The sequence below is a fragment of the Actinomycetospora sp. genome, assembly GCF_055612215.1.
In genome coordinates this window covers 1-2,488 of record NZ_JBVPVA010001106.1, presented here as the reverse complement: position 1 = coordinate 2,488, position 2,488 = coordinate 1, and the positions used below count along the sequence as shown (strand labels likewise).

Genomic DNA, 2,488 nt, shown 5'->3' with positions numbered 1-2,488 from the left:
CTCGGGGTCCGCGACGGCGGCGGGGCGTGGGTGTACTGCCACGCCGGCTGCACCGCCAAGCAGGTCTGCCACGCCCTGGGGATGACCCTGGACCACCTGGCCCGCCCGCAGCGCCTCAGCGCGCAGGCCTGGGTGCGGGCGCGGCGCCTGAGCGTCGGGTTCCCGGCGCCCAAGGACACCGGTACCCCGCGCAGCCGCGGGCTCCGTCACGAGGCTTTCCACAGCTACGGCACCCGCTTCCGCCTCGAGCGGCTGCGCCACCCGGTGACCGGGGAGAAGGCCGTCGAGTGGGAGTTCCGCACCGACGCCGCCTCCGAAGCCTGGATGCCCGGGCTCAACGGCACCCGGGTGCGCGACCTGCCGCTCTACCGCGAGGCCGACCTCGCCCTGGCCATCGGAGCCGGCGAGACCATGCTGGTCGTCGAGTCGGAGTCCTCGGTCGACGCGCTCAACCGAGCCGGCTGGTACGCCACCACCTGGGCCGGCGGCGCCGGGACACCGCCGCTCGAGCGGATCGCCGCGCTGCTCGCCGGCCACCGGCCGGTGGTCATCGTCGGCGACGCCGACGAACCCGGCCGACGCTGCAGCGCCCGGCTGGCCGAGGTCCTCCCGCGTGCGGTGGTGCTGACCTCCGAGCGCGAGGGCGAGGACGCCCGCGACCTGCACACCCGCCTCGGGGCCGGCGGCTTCGCCGAGCTCGTCGCCGCCGCCCTGATCGACCACACACCCGCCCGGGTCGCCTGACCCGGACCAACCGAGGAGCCACCCGATGACCCTGTGCGCCTTCGAGCCCGACGGGCGGCAGTGCCCCGACCCCGCCACCGTGACCGTCACCCTGTCCGGTGGGGGTCTACCGCCCTGGAAGGTGCCGACCTGCGACCGGCACGTCGAGGACTGGGTCGATGAGGTCGCCGCCACCGCCGTCCCACTCGCGCCCTAACCCGCCGCCGCCGAACTGCCGCGGCGCCGGTCGGCTGAGCTCCACCCGGCCCGCTAGCGCATTCCACGAATTCGACGAAGGGGACTCCTATGTCTGCCACCGCCGCTGCGACCATCATTTTCCATCACCTCGACCCGGCGACCGAGCCTGCGTTGCGGGAACTGCTCACCGAGCAGTCGTTCCGCCCGTGGTTTCACGAACCCATGACCGAGATACTGCACACCAACACCGGCTACGGCCACCTGCACGCGGATTTAGCCGTCTGTGCCCGGATGGGGCGCGCGATCCGCGAACTCGACCCCGGCGCGGTATTCGAAATCTGCCAGGATCCCGGGGAGAACATCGCCGGGCAACGGATCGTGTTCCACCCCGAATACGGCCAGCACCACAGCGCCGGCACCCGAGACGGCGCCGCCCTGCTCGACGCCGACCTCGTACTGGTCCACCTCGAGCGGATCCGGGCCGCGCTGGACGCCGGCACCGACCCCGGCCCCGCCCTCGACGGCCTCGACCGCGCCGCCGGCGGGCCCTGGGCCCGCGACCTGCAGCGCCGCCGCAACCGCGACCACCGCGAGGACCACACCCGCTACGGCCAGCCCGTCACCCGCCCCCGCGTCACCGACCACCACACCAGGAGCTGACCATGACCACCGCCGCCGCCACCGAGCCCGACCACCACCAGCAGCACGACCAGCCGCGCGACCCGGCCCAGGAGCACCCGCAGGGGCCACGCCTGGTGCCCGCGACGCTGCTCGTCGCCCTGGCCGGGGACGCCGCGCAGTGGCAGGACCGGGCGCTGTGCGCCCAGACCGACCCGGAGGCGTTCTTCCCGGAGAAGGGCGGCTCCACCTGGGAGGCCAAGCAGATCTGCACCGGCTGCGAGGTGCGGGCCGAATGCCTCGAGGACGCACTGGGCCAGGACGAGCGCTTCGGCATCTGGGGCGGGCTCTCCGAGCGGGAACGCCGCCGCCTCAAGCGCAGCGGAGACCTTCCGGCCGCCGGGCCCCGCGGCGTGCCGGAGCCGCGGGCCACCCCTGAGCAGGCGCGGCGCGAGTCCGCGCCGGCGCCCGGCGGCGGTCGCCACGCCGGCGGCACCGGGCTGGCGACCACACTGCCCACCGAGCCCCGCCACCCACGCGACCGCCCGGTCCAGGCAAGGGCCCGCTCGACCTTCCCCGACCGCGCCCGCCTCGCCTCGACGAGCGCGCCCGCACAGCCCGACACCAGCACCCACCGGCGGCCACCGCCGCCCCCCGACACCACCGGCTCCCCGACACGGGCCGCCAGGACCCAGACCACCGCCGCAGCCGCGGCCGAGCTGGTCATCGGCCCCGACGACTGCGGGGAGACCCGACCGACCGACGCGGCCCTGGTCGGGGCCCGTGACGAGGCCGCAGTCGCCCGGCTGATCGCCGAACGGGCCACCCACCCCGACCGGCCCGCTACCGACGCCGAGCTGACCCAGGCCGGGTTCGACCCGGCCTTGGCCCGCGCCGCCCGGGAGCGCGCCGCCACCCTCGCGGCCCGCTGGTGCCCACCGATCCGGGG

The 2,488-nt window shown here is 75.8% G+C and carries 3 protein-coding genes and 1 pseudogene; all 4 read left to right on the top strand.

The genetic code is table 11. The annotated features are described in order from the left end of the window. On the top strand, positions 1–744 hold a 744-nt coding region (locus AC0CYZ_RS29895; protein WP_472221745.1), incomplete at its 5' end, for a hypothetical protein. 25 nt (positions 745–769) lie between these two features. Then, positions 770–940, top strand: coding sequence for a hypothetical protein (locus tag AC0CYZ_RS29890; RefSeq protein ID WP_472221744.1), 171 nt, complete (start codon positions 770–772; stop codon positions 938–940). Between the two features lie 89 nt (positions 941–1,029). Then, complete coding sequence (locus AC0CYZ_RS29885) at positions 1,030–1,581, top strand: DUF3145 family protein (RefSeq protein ID WP_472221743.1); 552 nt, start codon at positions 1,030–1,032, stop codon at positions 1,579–1,581. A 2-nt stretch (positions 1,582–1,583) separates the two neighbouring features. Then, positions 1,584–1,919, top strand: a pseudogene (locus AC0CYZ_RS29880) (WhiB family transcriptional regulator); the annotation flags it as partial. Between the last annotated feature and the right edge of the window lie 569 nt (positions 1,920–2,488).